Below are 22,428 nucleotides of genomic sequence, written 5' to 3'. Positions count from 1 at the left end.
GGGGGGGGGGGGGCGTCATCATCCTCTGGCACCCCGCCGCCGTTAACCCTGGCGCTACGGGCAGGACCGACTGGCGTCTGATTTCAGAGGATAGGCTGCAGCGCCTTGACCCAACCCGGCGCTCCACCCGTATCCACCGTGACCGACGCACTGGTACCGATCCGTAGCGGGAACTTGGGATCCGGGTTGGAGATGAGAACACGCACCGGTACCCGCTGCGTCACCTTGACCCAGTTACCCGTAGCATTTTCCGGGGGCAGCAGAGAGAAGGCGTTGCCAGCACCTCCACTTAGGCTCACTACCTTTCCTTTGAAGCCATGATTGGGGTACATATCAATGGTGACTTCTGCACTCTGGCCCGGGCGCACGCGGTCGAGGTCGGTTTCCTTGTAGTTGGCCTCAACCCAGTACTCCTCGTTGCCGATCAGAGGAAAGAGGTCCTGATTGATATTGGCCACGTCGCCCACATGGATATTGTCCACTTTACTGACGACCCCGGTGATGGGCGCGTAAAGCGTGGTTTCAGATAGATAGAGCTTGGCTGTACGCAGGGCCGCTTGCGCGGCGGCAATGCGGGCGCCATTGAGGACTTGCTGCGCCTGTGTCTCCGCCAGGGCGGCCTGATCGGCTGCTAAGCGCGCCCCGGCACTTTTGGCGGCAGTCAGTTGATTATCTGCCTGTTGCACAGATAGGTATTTCTGCGCCGCCAGTGCCGCCGCGCGTTGTGCGTTGCGCCGGGCATTCTGGTAATTGACCTGGTCGGCGCTGATATTGGCCTGTGCTCCGGCAATATTTGCCCGAATGGCTGTAGTCTGTCTTTCCGCCTGCATCAACTCGGCCTCGGCTTTCTGCACATCGTAGAGATAGGCCCGCGGGTCCACTTTGACCAAGGGCTGTCCAGCCTGTACGAGCTGATTGTCATGCACATAAATAGCGACGATATGTCCCGTCACCCGCGGTGCAATGTTCACGACATGGGCATGTACATAAGCATCGTCCGTGTTGGGGTAGTAATCAGCAATCTGGAAGTAGGCGTAGGCGCCAAAGGCAACCACGACGATGATGATCAGAACCAAAAGGCGTTTAAGCCAGCGCATATATGTCCCTTGTTGCAATCTAAGCAGCCGGGTGACTCTCCGGACCTGTTTCTGATAGTCGACTCATGCGAAGACCCTGTTTAAAATAGGTCTTGCGGGTAATGTCTGTGTGGATTAGGTCTGTCAGATTTTTTTGACACGCATGCTGAGTGAACGCATACTGACCGTTCGGTTAATACCATAACGCAAACGATTCCTGTCGGCAAGGTAACGGACGTAAGTCTACAAGGAGCAGTCATGAAGCAGGGTAACGGGATCTGGGCGGGGGTGCTGGGTGTGACAGCGCTAGGTCTGCTGGTTGCAAGTCCGGCGCAGGCGGATGGTGAGGGGTTGCATGTAATTCAGAGTGGTCCTGCTTATTTTAGTGCTGGCATCGGTGCCTTTAATGCGGCGGGTGTTGAGCCCGGTCCCGGACATCGGGGTAATGCAACCCTTCCCGAAATTGATCTGGAATACCAGTCTGCTTCAAAATTGTTTGGTATCGGTGCGCTTTGGGGTATTGTCGCTAATACCAATGGCGGTTTCATGGGTTACACCGGCTTGTACTCGGATGTTGCCTGGGATCACTGGGTGCTGACGCCGGTGCTCGGCGTTGGTGGATATAATCAGGGGCGGGGCAAATATCTGGATGGTGTCTTCCAGTTCCGCCTGGAGTTGAGTCTGGCCTATCAGTTTGCGGATCAATCGCGATTGGGGCTCAAAATCGCCCATATTTCCAACGCCTATATCGCCCAGGAGGACCCTGGTGAAGACGAGGTCATGCTGAACTACTCCATTCCCTTGTCTTTTGGCGACCACTCCTGATCAGAGCGACGGCATACCGGCGGTAGATTTGCCGGGGGCCGGCCACTTTAAAGTATGAAAATCAGCTCCCACAGGGGTGCAACCCCAAGCGGTTGAACAACGCCTGATCGTGGCCCGTGCTGGCATTGCCTGTCGTCAGCAGGCGATCCCCAAGGAAAATACTGTTGGCACCAGCCAGGAAGGCGAGCGCCTGTAACTCGTCGCTCATGGCCTCGCGCCCTGCTGACAACCGCACATAGGCCTTGGGAAAGACGATGCGGGCGGCCGCAATGGTGCGCACGAATTCGAACCCGTCAATGGGCTCCGCAGCCTCCAGCGGGGTGCCAGGGATAGGGACCAGGGCGTTGATAGGGATGCTCTCCGGGGCTTGGGGCAGTTGCGCTAGCACTTGCAGCATCCGCGCCCGGTCACGGCGGGATTCCCCCATGCCGAGGATGCCGCCGCTGCAAATCCTGATGCCGGCGTCACGCACCGCCTCCAGTGTGTCGAGGCGGTCCTGATAACTGCGGGTGTGGATGACTTCACCATAAAATTCTGGTGAGGTATCGATGTTGTGGTTGTAGTAATCAAGGCCGGCATGCTGTAAGCGTTCCGCCTGTCCCGGTTTGAGCATGCCCAGAGTGACGCAGCTTTCCAGACCATATTCTTTGACCACGCTGATCATGGCGGCGACTTTTTCGATATCCTTGTCGTGGGGGGAGCGCCAGGCAGCCCCCATGCACAGGCGTTGGGCCCCGTTGGCTTTGGCTTCCTGCGCAGCAGCACGTACCTGTTCAAGATCCATCAGCGTTTCGGCCTTGAGTGCCGTCTGGTGATGGATGCTCTGGGAGCAGTAGCCGCAATCCTCAGGGCAGTCACCCGTCTTGATGGAGAGGAGGGTGGAGCACTGGATGGCGTTTGGATCAAAGTGCAGCCGATGCACCCTTTGCGCCTCAAAAATCAGGTCATTGAAGGGGCGGGCAAAGATTACGAGGATGGCATCAAGTGTCTGGGGTGCTGTGCTGGTGTTCATCAGTTTTCCCTGTTGAGAGCAGGTGGGTGGGAGGATTCGGCGTATTTTTTGAGTTGGATCTGAACGCTCGCGGGTGCTGCACGAATGCGTAGTATTTTGTCCCGCGCGCTCTCGCCCTGCACTAAGGTGATCTGCGGTCCTTTGAGGCACAGGGTAGCACAGAGGAAGACAGAAAGGGCAGTATTGGCAGCGCCGTCCACGGGCCGGGCGCGCAGCCGAATTTTGAGGGCGTCGCCATGGCATCCGCTGATGACATCGGCCTTGGCACCCGGCTGTACGTGGACGCGCAAATACAGGTCGTTACCGTCTGCGCGCAGATATGGGGGGAGTGTTTCTGAGGAGGTCATGCGCCGCAATCCGTCGTAAAGGGTTTACCCGCCCAGATTGAGGATGGCATGAACCAGCAGGCCCTTGAGCACTTCGATAATCAACAGGGCTGCCAGCGGGCTGAGGTCAATGCCGCCGATGGGGGGAATGATCCGTTGCAGAGGGTAGAGAATGGGCCCGGTAAGCCGATCCAGAAACTGCACGACCGGGTTGCGCGGATCGGGCTGTACCCAGGACAATATGGCACGGATGAGAATTGCCCAGAACAGTAAGGTCAGGACAAGGTTGGTAAGGCGTGCTGCCATAATACTCAGTTCGGTCATGGTACATCCTTTTTGGTGCCGCCCAGAGCGCGGCTGCGCTCGGCCGCGGCTGCCAGGGCCCGCTGCGCCAGTGGCCGCAGATGCTCTTCCCAGGCGGCTAAACCCGCTGCCGTGGTGCCACCCGGACTGGTGACCTGATGGCGTAACTCGGTCGGGCTTAGCACGCTGGCAGCAGCCATTTGCGCGGTCCCGAGCACGGTCTGTAAGGTGAGGGCACGGGCGGTGGGCCGGTCCAGGCCTTGCAGCACGGCAGCATCTTCGAGCGCCTCCAGAAACAGCAGGAGGTAGGCGGGGCCGCTTCCAGAGAGTGCGGTAACGGCATCCATCAGCGACTCATCGCTCAGCCAGTAAATCTGTCCCACCGCGGACATGATGGCACCCGCGGTCTGGCGTTGCGCGGCGTTCACTGAATCGCGGGCGTAAAGGGCGGTCGCTCCGGCGCCGACTTGCGCCGGGGTGTTGGGCATGCCTCGCACGATGGCGCTCCCGGCATCCAGTTCTGCGGCGATGCGCGCACTGCCGATACCAGCGGCGACAGAGAGGAAGAGCACCCCGGCATCGGCAAAGGCTTGTCGCCACAGCGCAAGCACCGACGAGATTTGCTTCGGCTTGGCGGCATAGATGACCACGCTGTTGGTCGGCAAGTTCTGCGCCTCGGCCGGTAGGCTACGGATACCGAACTTTTCCGCAAGCGCATCACGGCGCACGCTGCTGGGGGCATGAACCTGAATCTGCTCACCCACAACGCCTTGGTGCCGTAGGCCGGCGATGAGGGCGCTTGCCATATTACCGGCACCAATGAAGACAATATTCTGAGTAATCATAAGGACTCCTGAGTACGTGTTCCGAAAAGGATGGTGCCAAGACGGATCTCGGTGGCGCCGAGTTGCAGGGCTTGGAGGTAATCCGCCGAAGTGCCCATGGAGAGGGTATCCAGATCAGCATGAACTTGGGTCTGCTGCAGCGTGAGGAAAAGTTCTGCCATCCGGCGGAAGTCGGCGCCTGCCCGCTCCGGTTGCGGGTGGACCAGGGCCATCAGGCCGCGCAGTCGCAAATGGGATAATCGGGAAATAGCGAGGGCCAATACTGGAACTTCTTCTGGCGCGCAACCCCCTTTGCTGCCTTCTCCACTGATGGCAACCTCAATAAGCACGTTTAACGGGGCCACCATGCCCGCGCGCGCCGCATGGAGTCGTTCAGCGATGAGTGGGCGGTCTACACTCTCCACCCAGTCAAAATGCCGGGCCAATGCTGCAGTCTTGTTACGCTGGATGCGGCCGATGAAATGCCAGACGACGCCATCCAAATCTCTCAGTGCCGTTTGCTTGTCCAGGGCTTCCTGCAGGTAGTTTTCACCGAAGTGACGGAGCCCGAGCGCATAGGCGCCACGCAGCGTTTCCGCTGTGACATGCTTGCTGGCGGCGAGCAGGCATTGCGGTGGATGATCGGCAATCGCACATTGCACATGGGCTAGGCGTTCGGCGAGGGGCATCGGTCTCCGGCAGACGTGGGCGAAATGGTCAAGGTCGACTATAGTAACGCTCAATAGCCTTTGGTCCCAAATCACGGGCCGTTTATTTCGGGAGTTACATGATGGACATTTCAGAACTGCTTGCCTTCGCGGTGAAGAACAACGCTTCGGATACGCACATTTCGGCAGGCCTGGCACCTATGCTGCGGATCAACGGCGATATCCGCTCACTCAATGTGGAGGCGCAGGACAGAAAAACCGTACACAGCATGATTTACGACATCATGAACGATTTTCAGCGGAAGGGATATGAGGAGAATCTGGAAATCGACTTTGCCTATGAACTGCCGGGTGTGGCGCGTTTTCGGGTTAACGCCTTCAACCAGGACCGCGGACCCGCGGCGGCATTCCGGACGATTCCCGCCAAGGTGCTCAGTCTGGAGGAACTCAATGCACCCAAGTCTTTTACGGAGATCATCAACGTACCGCGCGGACTGGTGCTGGTCACCGGGCCGACGGGGTCGGGTAAATCAACGACGCTGGCAGCGATGGTGGATCATATCAATGCGAATCGCGCTGACCACATTATCACCATTGAAGATCCCATCGAATTTCTACACACCCCCAAGAAATGTCTCATCAACCAACGCGAGGTAGGCGCCAACACCCACTCCTTTGAAAATGCCCTGCGCTCAGCTTTACGCGAAGATCCCGATATTATTCTGGTGGGCGAATTACGTGACTTAGAGACCATGCGTCTGGCTCTGACCGCGGCGGAAACGGGCCATATCGTGTTTGCGACGCTGCATACCAGTTCTGCGCCGAAAACCATCGACCGTATTGTCGATTCCTTCCCTGGGGGAGAAAAGGATATGGTTCGCGCGATGCTGTCAGAATCCCTGCGTGCAGTTATTTCTCAGACCCTGCTCAAAACGGCCGATGGCAAAGGCCGGGTCGCCGCGCATGAAATTATGATTGCCACTCCGGCTATCCGTAACCTCATTCGCGAAAATAAGGTGGCGCAGATGTACTCGGTGATCCAGACCGGACAAAATCAGGGCATGCAAACCCTCGACCAGTGTCTTGCCGACTTGGTGCGTGCCCACAAAGTGACCCGCGAAGATGCCCTGCGTAGGGTACAGAACAAAGACAGTTTTATGAATGTGGCCTGAGGATAATTTATGTCTGTACTAGATGATCTGCTGGTCTTGATGGTGGAAAAAAACGGCTCTGACCTTTACCTCACCGTAGGCTCGCCGCCGGTCATGAAAATTGACGGGCGGGCGGTTTCATTAGGGGCTGAGATGCTGAAGCCGGGTCAGGTGCTGAATCTGGCTAAAGAAATTCTGGGCATGGAGCGCTTGCAAGACTTCCAGCAGGAGAAAGAAATTAATATGGCCATCTCCGCGCCCGGGATTGGGCGTTTCCGGGTCAATGGTTTTTTTCAGCGCGGTGAACTGAGCTTTGTCTTGCGCGCCATTAAGACGCAAATTCCCAGCCTGGAACAGCTCAGGCTACCGCCTATACTGAAAGACTTGGCCATGACTTCCCGGGGTCTGGTGCTCTTCGTCGGGGCTACTGGTTCTGGTAAAAGTACTTCTCTGGCGTCGATGATTCAGTATCGCAATCAGAATGCGGCGGGCCACATCCTCACGATTGAGGATCCCATCGAATTTCTTCATAAGAATGCGATGTCTATCGTCAATCAGCGCGAAGTGGGCATAGATACCCTGAATTACGAGCGGGCGCTGGAGAATGCTTTGCGTGAGGCGCCAGACGTTATTCTGATCGGCGAAGTGCGCAGTCGGGATACCATGGATCATGCCATGGCGTATGCAGAAACCGGACATTTGTGTATGTCGACCTTACATGCGAACAATGCGAATCAGGCCATTGAACGTATCATCAACTTTTTCCCGGAAGACCGTAAAAAACAGTTGTTGATGGACCTGTCGCTCAATTTGCGTGCCGTGGTGTCACAACGCCTGTTACCGATCAAGGGGCAGGGCGGGCGAGTGGCCGCGATGGAGGTGTTGATCAATACCCCGGCCATTGCCGATTTGATCTACAAGGGTGAAGTGGGCTTGCTGAAAGACGCCATGGCGCGGACGAATGATGTCGGTATGCAGACTTTTGATCAGAGCCTGTTGCAACTGTTTATGGATGGGTTGGTGGAATATGAGGATGCCCTGCGCGGGGCCGATTCGCAGAATGACCTGCGCCTTGCCATCAAGCAGGCATGCATGCGGCATGGCCTGGAAGACCCTGGTGCCAGCACTTCTGCAGAAGGACAGTGGCGCATACAGTCTTGAGCGGCTGGTGGGCTCTGCTGGCCGCGTGGTCAGTCTTGCTAGCCTGGCTGATACTGGTCCTTGGGCGGGGTGCCTTTTGGCGGGCAGATCAGCGTCTTCCCCCCAGAGAAAATGGCGCGCAGCGATGCTGGCCGGAAGTGACCGCCGTGGTGCCTGCGCGCAATGAAGCAGAGGGTATTGGTGACTGCGTAACGGCTTTGCTAAGGCAGGATTATCCCGGAGTGCTGCGGGTCATCGTGGTGGATGACCAGAGTGAGGACGGCACCGCAGAGCGTGCACGGGAGGCGGCGCGGCGGGTGGGCGCCACTTCCCGTCTTGAGGTGCTGAGCGGCGCGCCGTTGCTGGAAAACTGGGCGGGTAAAGTCTGGGCCATGGCCCAGGGGGTGACCGCGGCGGGTCTGGTGCCGCTGCTCTGGTTCACCGACGGTGATATTGTGCATGGGCCGGATGTCCTGCAGCGCCTCGTCACCCAGATAGAGGATCGGGATCAGTCACTGGTCTCTCTGATGGTAATGCTCTCCTGTCGCAGTTTTTGGGAGCGTCTTCTGATTCCGCCCTTCGTTTTCTTCTTCCAGATGCTGTATCCCTTCCCCTGGGTCAATAACCCGCGCCGGGCGCTGGCTGGCGCGGCAGGGGGGTGTATGCTGCTGCGTCGGGAGACCCTCGAAAAGGCGGGCGGGTTTGCTGCCATGCGCGGGGCACGCATAGATGACTGCACGTTAGCGGCTTTACTGAAGCCCCATGGAGCGATCTGGCTGGGTTTGGGAACCGAGAGCCATAGTCTGCGGGATTATCAGCGGCTTGGCGAAATATGGCGGATGGTAGCTCGCTCCGCTTACGTGCAACTGCGGTTCAGCCCTTGGCGCCTGCTCGGGGCAACGTTAGGGATGATTTTTCTCTATGCCTGGCCGGCAGGGGGACTGCTGTTTGGCCTTTGGACGGAAAATATCTGGCTGGTGCTGCCCGCGCTGTCGGCCTGCCTGCTGATGCTGACGGCCTATCTGCCCACTTTGCGTCTTTACACGCTGAACCCGTTCTGGGCGTTCAGCCTGCCGGTTGCGGCCCTGCTTTATATGCTCATGACGCTGGATTCTGCCCGCCGTCATTATGGTGGCCGGGGCGGCGCATGGAAGGGACGGCATTACGGTACGCCTGGAGAGGAACAGTGAGCGCACAGCGTATCCTCGTTTGAGGAACAGGGTTGATCACCCCTGTGCGCCGACCTTGTGGCCGCGATCCTGAGCTTGGACACGATCAGCGATAATGCAGCAGATAGCGCCATTCAAAGGCGACCTTGGCCGCATGCCAGAGCGGATTGGCTAAGACGCTGGCCTGTTTCGGGCTGCGATAAACCATGATACCGCTGTCCAGGGCATCGACGATGCAGACCAGTTCGCTGCGGAAAGTCTTGTCTGCGGCCTTCCCTTGCAGGTGCAGGAGCAGATTATGCACGGCGGTCTCGGCCTGCAGGTCCGCCGTATGGCCCTGCTTGGGTAGCCAGTCCGGGCTTCCCGCGTAGGAACCCCCATCACCGATGATGAAGACACCTGGATGGCCTGGAGCGGCGCAGTGCAGATCAGACCGAAAAAAGCCGCCGGCAGAGAGGGGCATGCCGCTGTCGGCTGCCCAGTCCGGGCCGGTCATGCCGGGCATGAAGAGAATCAGATCAGCAGGAATGTCCCCGCCCTCAGTCATCACCTTGTCGGCCGCGAAGCCGCTGATTTTATGGCCGAGATGGGCGCGAATGCCACGTCGCTCCATCTCCGCGAGCAATCCCTCAACCGCCTTGGGACCCAGGCGGTTGCCCGGCTCCTTCATCGGGTTAAAAAACACCAGTTCGATCTGCTCACGTTTGCCGATGCGTCGCAGATGGGTGTCGATCCCGAAAAGCAGTTCAAACACCGGGCCACCGCGCACGGCGGTGGGTTCCAGAGGATTTCCCGCAAAGCCGAAGGCAATAGTGCCTTTGTTCATCAGGGCCAGGCGATCGCGGATATTTTCAGCCGCATCAATGCCGTCACAGATGGCGAAACTGTACTCGATACCCGGCAGTTTGCGGAGCCCCCGCCCACCGCTGGCGATGATGAGTGCGTCATTCCGGACTTCGCCCTGATCAGTGATGACCGTACGGCCGCCGTCGCGCAGGCCGGTGACGCGGCCTCGATGGAGTTGCACCCGCCGACGCCGAAAGAAATTGTCCAGCGGAATCCGCAGGTTTTCGCCCTGCCGCAGCCCTGTGGGAATCCAAATCAAGCTGGGGTAGTAAATAAATTCAGCCTTGGGTGCGATAACGGTGATTTCCGCATCAGGCATCTGGCGGCGCAGATGGCGGACGGCTGTCAGACCACCGAATCCCGCACCGATAATGGTCACTTGGGTCATGTGCTATTCCTCAGAGTCGAAAAGCCTGGAAGGAGGCCGCGGCCCGACCTCACCTTCTCAGTATATCTCAGCAGCGTACTAAAGCGCCCGGTAACCCGAGCACCCATTATGCCGTAGAATAGATCGCTCAGGCACCCAGAACGCGCTGATAATTGTCCGGCAGGGGGCTGGACTCCTGCGCCTGGGCAAAGCCGCGCCGCACAAAGAGGCTAACGACGGCGCCGTGGGCCTGGATGAGGGTCACTGCATTAGGATCATCACTGGTCTCTTCCACGAGGACACCAGTGGGTACCAGGGTCACTACCATCCGCACTTTTTCCCGTTGCGCGAAAATTTCCGGAAAGGCCGGATCCCAGAAGCGCAATCCAAAGTTTTCTTCCAGCCGGTGGTGCATGGCGGGAACATGGTCATGCAGCAGGCGGACAATCTCCGGGTTGGCGGAAGTGGTCAGCGAACGTATGCCATCGGGAATCTGGGTCAATTCACGTTGAATCTGGTCGTGATGGCGAAGCAGGGCATGAAATACCTCCTGATCGTGCTGATGACGGACTCTTTTATCCGTATTTCCGCTGCCCGCCAGCACCCGCTCTTCCATGGCCTCCTCGTCGGCCAGACTCATGCCCGCAGGACGCATACTCGGCGCATTTCCGAAGCGGATGCCACCCTGACCGCGTTCCTGACCTCCACCACCACCACTACCACCACGTCTCATGCCTGTCGACACCCCTTGCAAGGAATTTTGTTTGCTCATCTTTAAAGTACTCCTCATACACTGAGCACTCCACAGCGCTGGTTGGCGGGCACCGCGACATGAATTTTCTCCGGTTCTGACAATTTAAGTTCCGCCATGATGGCGATGAACTCCTCCCGGCTTTTACCCACCAAGCGCCTGTTCATACGCTTTTCTTCGCCGATACAACTGACGTGGCGACCTGTGTAGTCGTGGCCCGGATAGACCAGAGTCTCGTCGGGCAGTGTGAAGATCTTCCCGGTGATGCTGTCATAGAGCGTCCCCGCATCGCCACCCTGGAAATCCGTGCGGCCACAGCCCCCGATCAATAGCGCGTCGCCCGTGAAAACCCGGTCGCGCCAACGGTAGCTAATGCAGCCCGGGGTGTGGCCAGGCGTGGTAATGACCCGAATGACGTCATCACCTAGTACGATAAAATCATCATCATCCACCAGTACGTCTGCACAGGGCGCGGCGGTCCCGCGGCTGATCACGACCTGCGCACCAGTGCGCGCACGCAGTGCGCTGGCGCCGGTAACGTGATCGGCATGGACATGGGTATCGAGCACATACGCAAGCCGCATGGACTCCCGATCGAGTGCGCGCAGTACCTCATCGACGGTTTCCAGCACAGGGTCAATAACCACCGCCTCGTGCCAGGTCGGGTCGCCCAAAATGTAGGTGTAGGTGCTGGTTTCGGTTTCAAGAAGCTGTCTGAAAAGCATGATATCACCCCTTGTCGGCAATGGTGTTGGAGCACCATCCTGTGTTCTGAGGCGCCCATATCCCCACCATAAGGCGTAGAAAGAGTGTCTGCATTGACAATTATCAAAGTTGATCAATTTTGTTAACTACTAGGATGCGGGGGTCAGGCGCTGGTGTCGTCACTACAGGCGTGCCGGAGCAGTTTCTGGGGTTCGGGAATCTCAATTTGCCCCTTGTGTTCATGGAGCAGTCCCTGGCGTTTAAAGTCCGCCATAATGCGACTGACGTGCTCTGTAGAAAGTCCGAGGAATTCCCCCAGGTCCCGACGGGTGAGGGGGAAGGGTGCCGCACGTTGTTGCCGATAGGCGATGCACCATTGACAGAGGAAAGTGGCCAGCCGGGCATCAGCCTTTTTTGCGCCCAGTTCGACGATGCGGTCTTCGGCCTCCTGCAGGGCCTGCTGCCAGCGGGCGAAAATTGCCTCACGCATGGCCGGGAGACGCTGGGAAAGTGCATCCAGCGCCCTCAGTTCCAGGCGGCAAAGGTCAGTACCGGTCAGGGCAATGGCACTGTGACGATGCTGGTCACTGCGTAATCCTTCAAAGCCGAAAAGATCGCCGCGGTGAAGCAAGCGGACGATCTGGGCGTGACCATTGGCCAGGCTCTTCACCAGCTTGATGCCGCCCTGACGGAGCGTGTAGGCATACTGCGCCGGGTCGCTTTCGTGATAGATCGTCGTTCCTGCCGTGACATGGATGTCGTGGACGTCCATGCCGAGCTGGCAGATATCCTCGCTGCTCAAGCCGGCAAAAATGCTGTGCTCGCGCATGGCGCACTGCAAGCAGTCGGGTTGTTTAGTGCTCATGGGACGCGTCGATAGCAGAGATCATAAACTTCATGCCCCAATCGTTGTCCGCGGTGCTCAAATCTGGTCAGGATACGGTTGTTGGGGCGGGCGGCGTAACCGTTGTCGGGATTGGTGTTCTGCAGGCCTGGAGTGGCATTGAGAATGGTGAGCATCTGCCCGGCATAATCCGCCCAGTCTGTGGCCAACTGCAGTTCGCCACCGGTCTGCAGCAAGCGGCAAAGCAATGCAGCGAAATCCGGCTGGATCAGGCGGCGTTTTTGCTGTCGTTTTTTTGGCCAGGGATCAGGAAACTGGATGACGATGCACTGCAGCAGGGCTTCGGGCAGCGTCCGTAGCCAGGTGACGACATCATCATGGACAATGCGGACATTGTCGGTCCCGGCCTCCCGCAGTTGTAGCAGCAGGGACCCCACGCCGGGCGTGTGTACCTCCGCACCGATGCAGCCCCAACCGGCCCGTTGCGCAGCGATGGCAGCCAGATGCTCACCGTTACCAAAGCCTATTTCCAGCAATAGCGGCCTTCGGCCATTCCAGGGATCCCGCCAGACGGCATGGGCATCTATCCGCCAAGCCGGTAAATGTTCCGCGACAGCGCGTGTTTGAGCAGCGGTAATACGACCCTGACGCAGCACAAAGCTGCGGATAGGTCGATGGCTGGTCTTGAGGGCTTCTTCCATGACAGGCATTATAACCCGTTTAGTGCTGGGGCCTAGAGAGGAGGGCGGGCATGGAACATCCGGTAGTGGGTGTGGTAATGGGCAGCGAGAGCGACTGGGAGGTGATGCGCGCCGCGGTAGAACAGTTGCAGGCGTTGGCCATTCCCTACGAGCAGCGTGTCGTGTCCGCACATCGCACGCCCGATCTTCTTTTTGAATATGCGGCTAGTGCCGTACAGCGGGGGCTGCGCTGCATCATCGCTGGCGCTGGCGGCGCGGCGCACCTGCCGGGCATGCTGGCGGCCAAGACCATTGTGCCGGTGCTGGGCGTGCCAGTGCCCTCCAGGCATCTGCAAGGCATGGATTCCCTGCTGTCCATCGTGCAGATGCCTAAGGGGGTGCCGGTGGCGACCTTTGCCATTGGCACGGCGGGCGCGGCCAATGCCGGTCTGTTTGCCGCCGCCATGCTGGCCGGTGCAGATGCGGCGCTGGCCCGGCGCTTGCGGGATTTCCGGGCGCGGCAGGAGGCGGCGGTGATGGCCATGACATTGCCGGAGGTTGCTCTTTGATTTTGCCTGGCGCCACGCTGGGGATACTGGGTGGCGGACAGCTCGGACAGATGTTCACCTTGGCCGCCAGGCGCATGGGCTATAGCGTCTGGGTGCTAGATCCAGATCCAAATTGCCCGGCCGCGGTGGTGGCGGACCGGCACCTCTGTGCGGCTTATGAGGATACCATCGCCTTACAGGAGATGACGGTTAGTTGCGCGGCGGTTACCACAGAATTTGAGAATGTTCCGCCGAACTCCTTGGAACGCATAGCGCAGGTGATACCCATGCGGCCAGGCGCCAGGGCGGTGGCTATTGCTCAGGACCGTGCGCAGGAAAAGGCCTTCTTCCGTGACCTGGATTTGGCCATTGCGCCATTCGCGCTGCTGCGCAGCACAGCCGATCTGGCTGGTGCAGCGGCTACCGTACCCTTCCCGGCCATTCTCAAGACCGCGCGTTTCGGCTATGACGGGAAGGGGCAGGTGGAGGTTGCTTCCGCAGCGGATCTGCCCGCTGCCTGGGCGGCGCTGGGAGAGGCTGAGGCAGTGCTGGAAGGACGCATCGCCCTGGCACAAGAGATTTCCGTTATCCTGGCACGCGCTGCCGATGGTATGATGGTCTTTTATCCGGTGGCCGAAAATGTTCATCACCGGGGCATTCTCGATCTGAGTATCGTACCCGCCGGTACTGTGGAATCGCTTCAGGATCAGGCGCGGCGCAGTGCGGCGCGTATTGCCGGGGCATTGGATTATGTGGGGGTGCTGGCTGTCGAGTTTTTTGTCGACAGATCTGGACAACTGTTGGTGAATGAGATGGCGCCGCGTCCCCACAACAGCGGACATTTCACCATAGATGCTTGTGTGCATAGCCAGTTTGACCAGCAGGTCAGGGCCATATGCGGCCTGCCTCTCGGGGATACCCGCCTGATCAGTCCGGTGGTGATGATGAATCTGCTGGGCGATCTTTGGGAAAATGGCGATCCAGACTGGGAGGCACTACTGCGCCATCCGCAGCTCAAGCTGTATCTGTACGGTAAGAATGAAGCCCGGCCGCGGCGCAAAATGGGACATGTGAGCGCGCTCGCCCCGGATACCGGCCGGGCCATTGCGGTGCTGGAAACCCTGCGCCGCGACTGGCATTGGCCGAGCTGAATAAAGCAGGACCCTCGTTTTGGCGAGGGCCAGGGTCTAATGGTTGCCTTGACGTCCTGCAAGCCATTGGGCAAGCCAGAGCAGCATGGCACAGGCGAGGAAGAAGACCAGGCTCCAGTGGGTGACAGGCCACCCGGCCAGGGTGCGGACCCCGGCGGCGGCACAGGAACCCTGTCCCGAGAGTGCCGAGGCGGCGTCCTTGCCCAAAGTCCCGAAGCTGCGCCCACCCTGAAAGAGATTCACGGCTGTGCATGTTTCCGGCGTGCGGCTTGCTACCGTGCTGAGATGCCACTGCCACCCGGCAAGTCCTGCGCCTGCCAGTGCATAGGCACTGGCCAGCATCCATAACCCGCGCCGCGTTGCGCCCGTCCAGAAGAATCCCATCACGACGACCACCAGCACAGCGAGATTGGCCAGGCGCTGATACACACAGAGGCTACAGGGCGCATAGTCCCTCGCAAATTGTAACCAGAGTACCAGCGCAAAGGCGCCTATTGCGGCTAGCACCACCAGTACGGCGATCAGTGAAGATAAATGCTTGGCATTCATGATGCGTTGAGTAAATCTCGCCATTGCGCGTTATCGGGTAAGCCAAAAATGTAATGGATTGTTTTGCCGTTACGATAGACCAGAAAGGGTACGCTGACGACAGGTGCTCCCGCCATCTGAAATTCTTTGCCCTGGAGTCGGGATTTATTGAATTGCAGACGATCCTGCATTTTTGCAGTCACCCCGGCACTGGCGGGGTTGATACCGCCTTCGGGGCCCGCCTTGGTCATGGTAAACCTATTCTCCGTTTGTTTAAGTGCCGCCAGCGGATTGGTCGCAGCAAGAATGGCGGCGGCCTTACCCTTGCTACTCTGCGTCAAGAAGCCGACAACGACAAAGCGTACCCGCAACAGTCCCCCATTAATGGGGTTTTGCAGCCAAGTGTATATTTGGTGGCAATAGGGGCAGTTGGGATCAAGAAAATCATAGACGATTGGCCCCTTGCTGCCTCTTTCGCCGTAGTGGGTATGGCTCAGCGCCTGCCAGTAGTCGAGATCATGATCTGCGGCCGCCGTTGCCGCATGAGCTATACCCACGGTTGTGGCCAGGATGGCTCCACAGAATGCCAGGATTCGGGTTAAGGTTTGCGCTGTGCGGACAGTCATCATGATCCCTTTTTCTCCAGATGCGCGGGAGACTGAATGCGTAATAGGGCGATATATTCCCGGCTATAGAGCTCATAACCCGAGTAGAGTTCCTGAACATGCAGCGCCCTGGATAATTGTGTCCGCGCGGCCGGGATATCGTGGGTGGGCAAGGCGAGATAGGCGGTGCCCTGGCCATCGGCAACGATACGCTGGATCTCTCGCAGGCTTTTCAACTGATGCACACGCATGGCACCACGCCCACCATAAAAGAGGAAGCTGGGTTCAAACCATTGCCAAGTGGCAATTGCGTAAGGCTGTGTGCCCTCGCTGGCGCGGATTATGCGGCCCATGGTCACGGAAGGTTTGAGGGCATCCAGGGCGGGCACGGCGAGGAGCATCAGACAAGCGGTGAGGGCCACCGCGCCTGCCCCCAGACTGCTGACGACCGGCAGCAGCAGGCAGCGCCAGGCGAAGAAAAGAGCGAGCAACGCCGCAGCGATATAGGGAAAGCCCAGATAGGCCACATCACCCAGGGGCGGGATTTGCTCCGGTACCAGCCATGTCCCCAGCGCTGCCAGAGTGAGGCCCACCAGCAATAGTGCCACGAGGGATACGATTACACCGCGGCGATTGAGGGGTTTTGTCTCGTTCAAGGCCGTATAAAGGCGCGCTGCGACGAGGACAAAGAGGGCGGGATAGGCCTCCCAGACGTAGTTGGGGAGTTTGGTGGCGCCGAGGCTGAAAAAAGCGACCCAGGTAATCGCCCAGACCAGCATGAATGCATCGGCGGGCGCTTTTTGCAGTAGTGCGGCCCGTCTCTGCCAGAGATCCGCGAAGGTCTGTGGCAGAAAAATCGTCCAGGGCAGCAGCGCCAGTGCGATAGTGAAAAGATAGTAATAGACCGGGCCGCGATGCCCTTGCATGGCGGCGGTGTAGCGATAGACGTTCTGCTGATAAAAGAATGACCGGTCCCAGGCCCAGTGGGTCTCCATGCCTACGGCCAGGTACCAGGGCAAGGTGATGACGAGGAAGAGAGGAATTCCTAAAACCGGTTGTCCTCGGCGCCAGAGGCTTGCCAAGTCGCGGCGCAGCAGCAGAAAGATCACAATGATAAGTCCGGGCAGGAGGAAGCCGATAGGGCCTTTAGCCAGGGTCGCCAACCCCATCGCACCATAGGCGATCAGAACACTGCGGCGCCCTTCCTCCGGGTAGAGATAACCACGCAGATAGGAAATCAGAGCGATCGCAACGAAAAGAATCAGCAGAGGGTCAGGTACAGCGGCCCGGAAGATAATCTGACTATGCAGGGTTGTGGCGGTCAGCAATCCCGCCAGCAAGGCAGTCTGCTCCCCATAGAGGCGACGTAAGGCCAGGGCCAGATAGAGTACCAATAATGCACCCATAGCTACCGATCCAATGCGCAGGCCCCAACTGTTCATCCCCAGCAGGTGTACCCCGGTCCACATCAGCCAGTAGTTGAGGATAGGCTTGTCGGGACGTAGTGCTTCGTCGAAAGTGGGCACCACCAAATTGTGGTGCACCATCATTTCTTTCAGGGCCTGGGCATTATTGGGCTCATCAATGTCCCAGAGGCTGGCTCCCCCGGTGTGAAAGGCCAAAAGCCAGAAGGCAAAAAGGAAAAGAATCAGCGACTGAAAGAGAAAAGTCCCCCGACGCTGTTCAGGCATCCCGCGCCCCACCCTTCATAATGCGCGCCTTGTCCCGCTGCCACTCCCGTTCTTTGGTCGTGGCGCGCTTGTCGTGCTCCTGTTTGCCTTTCACCAGCGCGATTTCTACCTTGGCGCGGCCCTGTTTCCAGTACATGGCCAGGGGAACGATGGTAAAACCCTTGCGCTCAACGCTGCCGATCATGCGATTGATCTGTTCCCGATGCATCAGCAGCTTGCGGGTGCGTGTTGGATCTGGGTTTATATGGGTGCTGGCGGTGAGGAGCGGGCTGATGTGCGCGCCGAGCAGCCACAACTCTGCGTTTTTGACGACGATGTAGCTGTCTCTGAGATTGAGACGACCCGCGCGCAGCGACTTCACCTCCCAGCCCTGTAAGACCATGCCAGCCTCAAAGCGCTCTTCGATAAAGTATTCGTGTTTCGCCTCGCGATTGAGGGCGATGGTGCTGCTCATCCTGCTACTCCCGTGCCGGTCAGTCGGTATTGTACGGGAAAAGACGGCAGGGCAGAAAGGTGGCATTGACTTTGCCGGTATTCCTGTGGAAGGTGAACGGCGTGTATCACTACGGACCTTGAAAATTTGTCGAACCCGTTGCCAAAACATTTCGCGCCGCATCGCCAAAGGCATTGGGAGCCCATTCCCGAAGCTGTGCTGCTGAGCGAGATGCCGGCTATCATCGAATGGCTGGAGCTGTGCCTGCTTGATGCGCAGGCCGAGATTCTCTTTGAGAACTATATTTTTGCCGAAGGCGATTGGCCTGAGCGTGTCTTGCGTATCCTCTGTGATAAGGCGGTGGCGGGAGTCCAGGTCTATATCACCCTGGATGCCTTGGGCAGCCGCGGTTTCCCGAGTGGCTGGGCGGCGGAGTTGCGTGCCGCTGGTGCTCATTTACACTGGTATCATCATCTGCAACTCAAGGGGTTAGAAAAAAGGCTACGACGCAGCCATCGCCGTGTCGTCGTGGTGGATGGCCAGTGGGCCGCAGTCGGCGGTTTTGCGATCGCTGATGACTGGCTCACGGGCGCGCCGGGCACCATGCCCTATCGTGAGATGCTCTTTGCCTGTCGCGGCAATTTAGCAGAACAGGGCCGCCAGATTTTTTTTCGTCACCGCCCGGAGTCGCTTCCGCGATTGGGCATGGCGGCGTTCTTTCAACCCGATACCCTGTGGTGGTGGGGGCACGGCCGGTTTTTAGAGGGCGCACCGCCGGGAAGTCTCGCCGTGCGCCGCCGTCTGCTCGCTGCCATCCATGCCGCACGTCAGAGTATCTGGATTGCCACCCCTTACTTTAATCCAGATCCGATCATCCTGCGTGCCATCTACCGTGCCGTGCAGCGCGGTGTGGATGTCCGGCTCCTGCTGGCTGGCCGGATCACCGACCATCCACTTTTGCGATTCGGAATTCAGGCGTATTATCAAAAGCTGATGCGCAGGGGTGTGCATGTTTACGAATATGAAGGCGCCTTTCTGCATGCGAAATATCTGCTGGTGGATGGTTCCTGGGCGTCTATCGGCTCCGCTAATCTTGATTTTCTGAGTTTGTGGTTTAATCATGAACTCAACTTGGAATTACGCGCTCCGCTTGCCGCGCTTTTGCTGCGCACCTTGTTTTTACGCGAGTTCGCCCAAGCGCGGGAAATCGACCCGGAGCCTTGGCGCAGGCGCCCCCGTTGGCGACGAATCATCGAATGGTTTTGGGCACAACTGGATCGTTGGGTGCAGGCGCATGCACTGGGTCAGCGCCGTTATTGAGAGGGTTTCATGCATCATATTTGCAAAACCGCCGTGCTGCCTTACAGCGCTGCGCAAATTTTTGCCCTGATAGAGGATATTCGTGCCTATCCGCAATTTTTACCCTGGTGTGGACGGACCAGGATTATCCAGTCGAAAGATGAAGAAGTGGTCGCCGAGATTACCATCTCCCACGGCGCTTTCGGCAAATCCTTCACCACGAAAAATCGTTATCAGCGGCCCAAGCTGGCAGAGATGCGACTGGTGAATGGTCCCTTCCGTTTTCTGGAAGGGCTCTGGCAGTTAGAGGCGGACGCCAGAGGCACCAGAGTAACGCTGGACATGCGCTTCGAGTTTGCTTCCCGATTGATGGGCGCCTTTCTGGAGCCGATATTCAAGCATGCGGCGGAAACGATGGTGCAACGCTTTGCTCAGCGCGCGCGGGCTGTTTATGGTCAGCCGGGCGCGTTAGAGGTGCAGAAGCCGGACAGTGAAGCGCCATCCCGCTAGGAGGCTTAAGAGGTGGTGGTCGCTGTCGGTGAGGCGGCGCTCTGTACATTTCCCTGTACGCTGACCAGTTTCTCATCCTTATCAAAAAGCACCAGAACCTTGCGGACTTCTGTGTTGCCATAGGCAGGCTTGAAGCTGTAGGCGTAAACCCACTGATGTGGATGCCAGGGATCCTGCAGGAGTGGTGAGCCGAGAATGGCACGTACCTGCAGTTCATCCATACCAGGGTGCAGTTCGGCCAGTTCTTTGGCGGTGATGACGTTGCCTTGCTGTACATCGACGCGATAAATGCTACAGGCGCCGAGCAACAGGGCACAGAAAGTAAGCAGGGTAATTAGGCGGAAGCTTCTCATAGTCCTTGTCTTAGGCGTCAGGTACAACTATCCTAAACCATTACGTATGGCCATTGCTACGAGCGAATGAACGACGAACGGATAAACAGCGATGAATTGAAACGGGCTGGCCTCAAGGCGACCCTGCCCAGACTGAAGATACTCCGCCTCTTCGAGGACAGCGAAGCCCGCCATCTGACGGCTGAAGAAATTTATCGGCAGTTGCTGGAGGCTGGTGAAGAGGTGGGTCTGGCCACGGTATATCGTGTGCTTACCCAATTTGAAATGGCAGGATTGGTGCGTAGGCATCACTTCGAGGGCGACAAGGCGGTCTTTGAGCTCAACGAAACGGGGCACCACGATCACATGGTCTGCACGGCTTGCGGCAAAGTGTTGGAGTTTTTCGATGAGGCGCTAGAAGAGCGACAGCGGGAAATCGCCGCGAATCAGGGCTTTTTTATCAGCGATCACAGTCTCTATCTCTATGGCACCTGTCGCGGTATGCAGGATGCGGGGATTTGTTCACTGCGGGATGACTTACCCAGGCAGCACAGCACGGATTAGCTGCGTTCGCTGCTGAGTACCAGGTTATCCCTATGGATGATCTCAATCTCATCCACATCGCCGAACAGGGTACTCAGCGCTTTACTGCTCTTACCCAGGCGAAGCAGAACGTCATGCCTGGCGAAGTTCACTAAGCCACGGGCCACTTCTTGGCCTTCCGGATCGACGCAGCAGAGCAGATCGCCACGTTGAAAGTCGCCCTCGGCGGCAGTGATACCGACCGGGAGCAAACTACTGCCCTTTTCCCTGAGCACTCGCGCGGCGCCAGCGTCCAGATGCAGGGTGCCGGTCGGTCGCAATTGCCCCGCCAGCCAGCGCTTGCGGGCCGCCAGTTTGGCGACGCCCGGATGAAAATACGTCCCTACCTCCTCCCCGGCCCAGATGCGTAACAGTACGTTTTCGGCACTGCCAGGGGCGATGAGGGTGGCAGCGCCTGACTGGGCAGCGCGGCCCGCCGCCCGTACCTTAGTGATCATGCCGCCGCTCCCTAGCGCTGTCCCAGCCCCACCCGCCATCCGCAGCAGTTTGGGGTCTCCCGCTTGTACTTCCGTGAGCAGGCGAGCATGGGGATCGTGGCGCGGGTCTCTATCATAAAGTCCCGCCTGATCAGTGAGAATCACCAGCAGGTCGGCCTCCAGCAAATTGGCGACCATGGCTGCCAGCGTATCATTATCGCCAAAGCGGATCTCGGCACTGGCAATCGCGTCGTTTTCATTGATGATGGGAACGACGCCCATCTCGAGCAGAATGCGCAGCGTGGCGCGGGCATTGAGATAGCGCTGACGATCTCGCAAATCTTCATGGGTAAGCAGGACCTGGCTGCCATGCACACTGCCGCGGCGCAAGAAATCTTCATAGACCTGGATGAGTGCCGCCTGGCCGACGCTGGCAGCCGCTTGCAGTTGGTGCAGGGCCGTAGGTCGGGTCTGCCAGCCGAGGCGCTCCATACCGGCGGCAACCGCGCCGGAGGAGACAAGGACTATCTCGATGCCATGACGGCGGAGTACCAATATCTCTGTGACCCAGGCTTCGATGGCAGCGAGATCCAACCCCTGGCCGTTATTGGTGAGCAGGCTGCTACCGATTTTGATAACCCAACGCTGTGCGGTTTTCAGGTCGCGGCTCACGCCTCTTCCTCCTCCCATTCAGCGTCAAGATCGTCCCCTTCCCAGTCTTCCAAGACCTCGTCTTCGTCACTTTCGTCGCCCCAGTCCTCGGTCTGCTTGGGATCGGGGGCGGGGGGCAGGTCGGGGAGGACTTGCCAGATGGCATATAGCAAGGCCTCACATCCGGCACCACTGGCGGCCGAGATCAGAAAGGCAGGTCCTTGCCATTGCAGCGCTTCGCGAATCTGCTGAAAACGTGCTTCCGCCTCCTCCTCCGGAAAGAGATCAGACTTGTTGACCACCAACCAGCGCGGCCGCTCGGCCAAGGCCGGACTATAGGCGGCCAACTCCGCTTCCAGCGCACGGATATTGGCTGCCGGATCGCTCTCGTCGACGGGGGCCATGTCCACCAAATGGAGGAGCAGGCGGGTACGGCTGAGGTGCTTGAGAAAGCGGGTGCCCAGCCCGGCGCCTTCGGAAGCGCCCGGAATAAGGCCGGGAATATCGGCGAGTACAAAAGACTCGTGGGTGGCGACGCGGACGACGCCGAGATTGGGATACAGGGTGGTGAAAGGGTAGTCCGCCACTTTGGGGCGGGCAGCACTGACAGCGCGGATGAGGGTGCTTTTTCCCGCATTAGGCAGACCCAGCAGGCCGACATCGGCGAGCAGGCGCAACTCCAGGCGCAGGTTTCGTTCCTCGCCTGCAGCGCCTTTCTCAAACTGACGGGGCGCACGGTTGGTACTCGATTTATACGACAGATTACCATGCCCGCCGCGGCCACTCTGGGCGACCAATAGTCGTTCGCCTTCGGTACGCAGGTCACCGAGCAATTCGCGAGTATCGTCGTCATACACCAGGGTGCCGACCGGGACATTGATCTCCAGGTCGTGGCCAGCGCGGCCCGTCATCTGGCGCCCGGCGCCACCGTGGCCATTTTCGGCGCGATAGCGGCGCTGGTAGCGGAAGTCGAT

27 protein-coding genes are annotated in these 22,428 nt (G+C 58.6%); 9 read left to right on the top strand and 18 right to left on the bottom strand.

The features are described 5' to 3' along the window. Positions 1–83: 83 nt before the first annotated feature. Complete coding sequence (locus Q0C48_RS01335; protein WP_291520794.1) at positions 84–1,097, bottom strand: HlyD family secretion protein; 1,014 nt, start codon at positions 1,095–1,097, stop codon at positions 84–86. Between the two features lie 237 nt (positions 1,098–1,334). Between Q0C48_RS01335 and Q0C48_RS01330 the strand changes: the two genes are divergently transcribed. Next, positions 1,335–1,901: an acyloxyacyl hydrolase gene (locus Q0C48_RS01330; RefSeq protein WP_291520793.1), complete on the top strand. Its 567-nt coding sequence runs from the start codon at positions 1,335–1,337 to the stop codon at positions 1,899–1,901. A gap of 61 nt (positions 1,902–1,962) precedes the next feature. Here Q0C48_RS01330 and bioB read toward each other — a convergent pair whose 3' ends face one another. Genes bioB through Q0C48_RS01305 form a run of 5 tightly spaced genes read right to left on the bottom strand, consistent with a single transcriptional unit; the run spans position 1,963 to position 5,055 of the window. Continuing rightward, positions 1,963–2,913 carry a biotin synthase BioB gene (bioB, locus tag Q0C48_RS01325; protein WP_291520792.1) on the bottom strand — a complete coding sequence of 317 codons (951 nt, stop codon included), beginning with the start codon at positions 2,911–2,913 and terminating at the stop codon, positions 1,963–1,965. Beyond that, positions 2,913–3,260 carry a DUF167 domain-containing protein gene (locus Q0C48_RS01320; protein ID WP_291520791.1) on the bottom strand — a complete coding sequence of 116 codons (348 nt, stop codon included), beginning with the start codon at positions 3,258–3,260 and terminating at the stop codon, positions 2,913–2,915. Before Q0C48_RS01320 ends, bioB begins: the two co-directional genes overlap by 1 nt. Before the next feature lie 24 nt (positions 3,261–3,284). Beyond that, entirely contained in the window at positions 3,285–3,563 is a 279-nt protein-coding gene (locus tag Q0C48_RS01315) for a YggT family protein (protein ID WP_291520790.1), read from the bottom strand. Further along, positions 3,560–4,387 (bottom strand): pyrroline-5-carboxylate reductase, encoded by an 828-nt coding sequence (gene proC / locus Q0C48_RS01310; protein WP_291520789.1) that lies wholly within the window; start codon positions 4,385–4,387, stop codon positions 3,560–3,562. The genes Q0C48_RS01315 and proC overlap by 4 nt, the downstream gene beginning before the upstream one ends. Next, the gene (locus tag Q0C48_RS01305; protein ID WP_291520788.1) at positions 4,384–5,055 is read right to left on the bottom strand and encodes a YggS family pyridoxal phosphate-dependent enzyme; all 672 of its coding nucleotides are present in this window, start codon (positions 5,053–5,055) and stop codon (positions 4,384–4,386) included. Before Q0C48_RS01305 ends, proC begins: the two co-directional genes overlap by 4 nt. A 101-nt stretch (positions 5,056–5,156) precedes the next feature. Between Q0C48_RS01305 and Q0C48_RS01300 the strand changes: the two genes are divergently transcribed. The 3 genes from Q0C48_RS01300 to Q0C48_RS01290 are packed head-to-tail and all read left to right on the top strand — an operon-like array spanning position 5,157 to position 8,515. Continuing rightward, positions 5,157–6,206: a type IV pilus twitching motility protein PilT gene (locus Q0C48_RS01300; RefSeq protein WP_366936974.1), complete on the top strand. Its 1,050-nt coding sequence runs from the start codon at positions 5,157–5,159 to the stop codon at positions 6,204–6,206. Between the two features lie 9 nt (positions 6,207–6,215). Next, positions 6,216–7,346 (top strand): PilT/PilU family type 4a pilus ATPase, encoded by a 1,131-nt coding sequence (locus Q0C48_RS01295; RefSeq protein WP_291520786.1) that lies wholly within the window; start codon positions 6,216–6,218, stop codon positions 7,344–7,346. Further along, positions 7,328–8,515, top strand: a complete 1,188-nt coding sequence (locus Q0C48_RS01290; protein WP_291520785.1) for a glycosyltransferase — start codon at positions 7,328–7,330, stop codon at positions 8,513–8,515. Before Q0C48_RS01295 ends, Q0C48_RS01290 begins: the two co-directional genes overlap by 19 nt. Positions 8,516–8,600: 85 nt before the next feature. Here Q0C48_RS01290 and Q0C48_RS01285 read toward each other — a convergent pair whose 3' ends face one another. The 5 genes from Q0C48_RS01285 to trmB all read right to left on the bottom strand — a co-directional run bounded on the left by Q0C48_RS01285 (position 8,601) and on the right by trmB (position 12,717). Further along, positions 8,601–9,728, bottom strand: coding sequence for an FAD-dependent oxidoreductase (locus Q0C48_RS01285; protein ID WP_291520784.1), 1,128 nt, complete (start codon positions 9,726–9,728; stop codon positions 8,601–8,603). A 127-nt stretch (positions 9,729–9,855) separates the two neighbouring features. Next, positions 9,856–10,479, bottom strand: coding sequence for a hypothetical protein (locus Q0C48_RS01280; RefSeq protein ID WP_291520783.1), 624 nt, complete (start codon positions 10,477–10,479; stop codon positions 9,856–9,858). 14 nt (positions 10,480–10,493) lie between these two features. Beyond that, entirely contained in the window at positions 10,494–11,183 is a 690-nt protein-coding gene (gene sdo / locus Q0C48_RS01275; protein WP_291520782.1) for a sulfur dioxygenase subunit alpha Sdo, read from the bottom strand. A 143-nt stretch (positions 11,184–11,326) separates the two neighbouring features. After that, positions 11,327–12,028: a Crp/Fnr family transcriptional regulator gene (locus Q0C48_RS01270; protein ID WP_291520781.1), complete on the bottom strand. Its 702-nt coding sequence runs from the start codon at positions 12,026–12,028 to the stop codon at positions 11,327–11,329. Further along, complete coding sequence (gene trmB / locus Q0C48_RS01265; protein WP_291520780.1) at positions 12,025–12,717, bottom strand: tRNA (guanosine(46)-N7)-methyltransferase TrmB; 693 nt, start codon at positions 12,715–12,717, stop codon at positions 12,025–12,027. Before trmB ends, Q0C48_RS01270 begins: the two co-directional genes overlap by 4 nt. A gap of 41 nt (positions 12,718–12,758) precedes the next feature. Between trmB and purE the strand changes: the two genes are divergently transcribed. Both purE and Q0C48_RS01255 read left to right on the top strand, forming a co-directional pair. After that, the gene (gene purE, locus Q0C48_RS01260; RefSeq protein ID WP_291520779.1) at positions 12,759–13,256 is read left to right on the top strand and encodes a 5-(carboxyamino)imidazole ribonucleotide mutase; all 498 of its coding nucleotides are present in this window, start codon (positions 12,759–12,761) and stop codon (positions 13,254–13,256) included. Then, positions 13,253–14,386 (top strand): 5-(carboxyamino)imidazole ribonucleotide synthase, encoded by a 1,134-nt coding sequence (locus Q0C48_RS01255; protein WP_291520778.1) that lies wholly within the window; start codon positions 13,253–13,255, stop codon positions 14,384–14,386. Before purE ends, Q0C48_RS01255 begins: the two co-directional genes overlap by 4 nt. A gap of 36 nt (positions 14,387–14,422) precedes the next feature. On the opposite strand, the gene Q0C48_RS01250 is transcribed toward Q0C48_RS01255, so the two are convergent. From Q0C48_RS01250 to smpB, 4 genes are read right to left on the bottom strand one after another with little or no spacing between them, the layout of a single operon-like run. Beyond that, positions 14,423–14,935 (bottom strand): disulfide bond formation protein B, encoded by a 513-nt coding sequence (locus Q0C48_RS01250; protein WP_291520777.1) that lies wholly within the window; start codon positions 14,933–14,935, stop codon positions 14,423–14,425. Beyond that, positions 14,932–15,543 (bottom strand): thioredoxin fold domain-containing protein, encoded by a 612-nt coding sequence (locus Q0C48_RS01245; RefSeq protein WP_291520776.1) that lies wholly within the window; start codon positions 15,541–15,543, stop codon positions 14,932–14,934. The genes Q0C48_RS01250 and Q0C48_RS01245 overlap by 4 nt, the downstream gene beginning before the upstream one ends. Next, a complete protein-coding gene (locus Q0C48_RS01240; protein WP_291520775.1) occupies positions 15,540–17,210 on the bottom strand; it encodes a glycosyltransferase family 39 protein in 1,671 nt (556 codons plus the stop codon). Before Q0C48_RS01240 ends, Q0C48_RS01245 begins: the two co-directional genes overlap by 4 nt. After that, positions 17,203–17,664 carry an SsrA-binding protein SmpB gene (smpB, locus tag Q0C48_RS01235; protein WP_291520774.1) on the bottom strand — a complete coding sequence of 154 codons (462 nt, stop codon included), beginning with the start codon at positions 17,662–17,664 and terminating at the stop codon, positions 17,203–17,205. Before smpB ends, Q0C48_RS01240 begins: the two co-directional genes overlap by 8 nt. A 126-nt stretch (positions 17,665–17,790) precedes the next feature. Between smpB and Q0C48_RS01230 the strand changes: the two genes are divergently transcribed. Both Q0C48_RS01230 and Q0C48_RS01225 read left to right on the top strand, forming a co-directional pair. After that, entirely contained in the window at positions 17,791–18,963 is a 1,173-nt protein-coding gene (locus tag Q0C48_RS01230; protein ID WP_291520773.1) for a phosphatidylserine/phosphatidylglycerophosphate/cardiolipin synthase family protein, read from the top strand. Between the two features lie 9 nt (positions 18,964–18,972). After that, the gene (locus tag Q0C48_RS01225; protein WP_291520772.1) at positions 18,973–19,452 is read left to right on the top strand and encodes a type II toxin-antitoxin system RatA family toxin; all 480 of its coding nucleotides are present in this window, start codon (positions 18,973–18,975) and stop codon (positions 19,450–19,452) included. Between the two features lie 5 nt (positions 19,453–19,457). On the opposite strand, the gene Q0C48_RS01220 is transcribed toward Q0C48_RS01225, so the two are convergent. Beyond that, positions 19,458–19,805 (bottom strand): outer membrane protein assembly factor BamE, encoded by a 348-nt coding sequence (locus tag Q0C48_RS01220; protein ID WP_291520770.1) that lies wholly within the window; start codon positions 19,803–19,805, stop codon positions 19,458–19,460. Between the two features lie 66 nt (positions 19,806–19,871). Here Q0C48_RS01220 and fur point away from each other — a divergent pair, with 66 nt between their 5' ends. Further along, positions 19,872–20,348 (top strand): ferric iron uptake transcriptional regulator, encoded by a 477-nt coding sequence (fur, locus tag Q0C48_RS01215; RefSeq protein WP_291520768.1) that lies wholly within the window; start codon positions 19,872–19,874, stop codon positions 20,346–20,348. Here fur and proB read toward each other — a convergent pair. Further along, entirely contained in the window at positions 20,345–21,493 is a 1,149-nt protein-coding gene (gene proB, locus Q0C48_RS01210; RefSeq protein ID WP_366936973.1) for a glutamate 5-kinase, read from the bottom strand. The two genes, fur and proB, sit on opposite strands and share 4 nt — an antisense overlap. Beyond that, positions 21,472–22,428, bottom strand: a 957-nt coding sequence (gene cgtA / locus Q0C48_RS01205; RefSeq protein WP_291520764.1) for an Obg family GTPase CgtA, incomplete at its 5' end; no start/stop codon positions are given. The genes proB and cgtA, both read right to left, overlap by 22 nt.

The organism is Acidithiobacillus sp. (genome assembly GCF_023255755.1).
Classification (GTDB): Bacteria; Pseudomonadota; Gammaproteobacteria; order Acidithiobacillales; family Acidithiobacillaceae; genus Acidithiobacillus.
The sequence above is the reverse complement of the archived record's forward strand: the minus strand, read 5'-3'. Positions and strand labels throughout refer to the sequence as shown.

What these genes read in the sequence shown, in the direction of transcription:
- Q0C48_RS01335 (WP_291520794.1), bottom strand. Translation starts at nt 1,097, where the DNA reads ATGCGCTGGCTTAAACGCCTTTTGGTTCTGATCATCATCGTCGTGGTT.
- Q0C48_RS01330 (WP_291520793.1), top strand. Translation starts at nt 1,335, where the DNA reads ATGAAGCAGGGTAACGGGATCTGGGCGGGGGTGCTGGGTGTGACAGCG.
- bioB (WP_291520792.1), bottom strand. Translation starts at nt 2,913, where the DNA reads ATGAACACCAGCACAGCACCCCAGACACTTGATGCCATCCTCGTAATC.
- Q0C48_RS01320 (WP_291520791.1), bottom strand. Translation starts at nt 3,260, where the DNA reads ATGACCTCCTCAGAAACACTCCCCCCATATCTGCGCGCAGACGGTAAC.
- Q0C48_RS01315 (WP_291520790.1), bottom strand. Translation starts at nt 3,563, where the DNA reads ATGACCGAACTGAGTATTATGGCAGCACGCCTTACCAACCTTGTCCTG.
- proC (WP_291520789.1), bottom strand. Translation starts at nt 4,387, where the DNA reads ATGATTACTCAGAATATTGTCTTCATTGGTGCCGGTAATATGGCAAGC.
- Q0C48_RS01305 (WP_291520788.1), bottom strand. Translation starts at nt 5,055, where the DNA reads ATGCCCCTCGCCGAACGCCTAGCCCATGTGCAATGTGCGATTGCCGAT.
- Q0C48_RS01300 (WP_366936974.1), top strand. Translation starts at nt 5,157, where the DNA reads ATGGACATTTCAGAACTGCTTGCCTTCGCGGTGAAGAACAACGCTTCG.
- Q0C48_RS01295 (WP_291520786.1), top strand. Translation starts at nt 6,216, where the DNA reads ATGTCTGTACTAGATGATCTGCTGGTCTTGATGGTGGAAAAAAACGGC.
- Q0C48_RS01285 (WP_291520784.1), bottom strand. Translation starts at nt 9,728, where the DNA reads ATGACCCAAGTGACCATTATCGGTGCGGGATTCGGTGGTCTGACAGCC.
- Q0C48_RS01280 (WP_291520783.1), bottom strand. Translation starts at nt 10,479, where the DNA reads ATGAGCAAACAAAATTCCTTGCAAGGGGTGTCGACAGGCATGAGACGT.
- sdo (WP_291520782.1), bottom strand. Translation starts at nt 11,183, where the DNA reads ATGCTTTTCAGACAGCTTCTTGAAACCGAAACCAGCACCTACACCTAC.
- Q0C48_RS01270 (WP_291520781.1), bottom strand. Translation starts at nt 12,028, where the DNA reads ATGAGCACTAAACAACCCGACTGCTTGCAGTGCGCCATGCGCGAGCAC.
- trmB (WP_291520780.1), bottom strand. Translation starts at nt 12,717, where the DNA reads ATGCCTGTCATGGAAGAAGCCCTCAAGACCAGCCATCGACCTATCCGC.
- purE (WP_291520779.1), top strand. Translation starts at nt 12,759, where the DNA reads ATGGAACATCCGGTAGTGGGTGTGGTAATGGGCAGCGAGAGCGACTGG.
- Q0C48_RS01250 (WP_291520777.1), bottom strand. Translation starts at nt 14,935, where the DNA reads ATGAATGCCAAGCATTTATCTTCACTGATCGCCGTACTGGTGGTGCTA.
- Q0C48_RS01245 (WP_291520776.1), bottom strand. Translation starts at nt 15,543, where the DNA reads ATGATGACTGTCCGCACAGCGCAAACCTTAACCCGAATCCTGGCATTC.
- Q0C48_RS01240 (WP_291520775.1), bottom strand. Translation starts at nt 17,210, where the DNA reads ATGCCTGAACAGCGTCGGGGGACTTTTCTCTTTCAGTCGCTGATTCTT.
- smpB (WP_291520774.1), bottom strand. Translation starts at nt 17,664, where the DNA reads ATGAGCAGCACCATCGCCCTCAATCGCGAGGCGAAACACGAATACTTT.
- Q0C48_RS01225 (WP_291520772.1), top strand. Translation starts at nt 18,973, where the DNA reads ATGCATCATATTTGCAAAACCGCCGTGCTGCCTTACAGCGCTGCGCAA.
- Q0C48_RS01220 (WP_291520770.1), bottom strand. Translation starts at nt 19,805, where the DNA reads ATGAGAAGCTTCCGCCTAATTACCCTGCTTACTTTCTGTGCCCTGTTG.
- fur (WP_291520768.1), top strand. Translation starts at nt 19,872, where the DNA reads ATGAACGACGAACGGATAAACAGCGATGAATTGAAACGGGCTGGCCTC.
- proB (WP_366936973.1), bottom strand. Translation starts at nt 21,493, where the DNA reads ATGGGAGGAGGAAGAGGCGTGAGCCGCGACCTGAAAACCGCACAGCGT.